This window comes from Maribacter sp. TH_r10 (assembly GCF_033101095.1).
In the GTDB taxonomy this organism is placed as follows: domain Bacteria; phylum Bacteroidota; class Bacteroidia; order Flavobacteriales; family Flavobacteriaceae; genus Maribacter_A; species Maribacter_A luteus.
On record NZ_JAWMPY010000028.1, the window covers coordinates 1 to 935 of the forward strand.

The 935-nt window shown below is 31.4% G+C and carries 1 protein-coding gene; it reads right to left on the reverse strand.

The window, feature by feature from the left end; genetic code table 11:
* Positions 1-23: 23 nt before the first annotated feature.
* A complete protein-coding gene (locus tag R3X28_RS19170; protein ID WP_317666491.1) occupies positions 24-761 on the reverse strand; it encodes a hypothetical protein in 738 nt (245 codons plus the stop codon).
* Positions 762-935: the final 174 nt, after the last annotated feature.

Sequence of the window (935 nt, forward strand, 5' to 3'; positions counted from 1 at the left end):
CACGTTGTTGTACCACGTATTTTTTAAGAAATCCAAGTTCCTTTTATTTTATCAATTACCCAATTTCCATTTTCGTCTTTTCGAATAAAAACTCGACAACCACTTCCATTCAGACGACCTTTTACGAAACCTGTATTCAGCACTCCGAAAGATTTTGTTTTGTCAAATAAAATTCGAGTAATTGACATTGAACCTCGAAAATTAAAATCATATTTAGTTGTCCAAAATTCACGTCTTTCTGGAAATTCAGATAATGGTTTAAATCTTAATTTTTTATTATCCGACTTTAGATTGTCAAAGTCCACTTTAAATCCGCTATTCAATTCAAAGTCTTTAGAGTCAACTACAAGTTTTTGGTCATTGAAATGATTAATTAGCTCATGCATATCTTCTCTTTCAAATTGGTTTATTGAATCAGGAAAAGATATGTAAATGAGAGTAGTGTCAGTAATTATCGAATCTCTTCTTTTTTTCCAGTCATTTAATCTATTTCGATAATCATCTGACTTTTCCCAATCATCAAGTGCTTTATTATAGTCATTTTCAGCATCAAACCCTTTTTCGGTCAGATAATTTGGTGAAGGTGGTGGTGGCGTTGGAATTAGTCGAATGTCATTATACATTTTGTCCGAAAGTTCAGGAAATAATTCGTAGAACACCTTTTGTTCAAATTCCAATTCAGTTAGTTCGGTTTTCTGCTCACAATTAATTAGAGTGAAAGAAACCATTATTAAAATCAGTATTTGAGATGGTTTGGTCATATGTGGTACAACGGTCTTGTGTATGAAACGTAGCGTGCAAAAAGACACTAACTTTTCGGATTAACACAGAGCCGAATTTTTATATTTTGTTTTTAACTTATCATTTTTTAAAAGCCAAATTAAAAATTTGGCGGACTTTCTAAATATATACAAACCTTTTGGTTTAGCACTTAT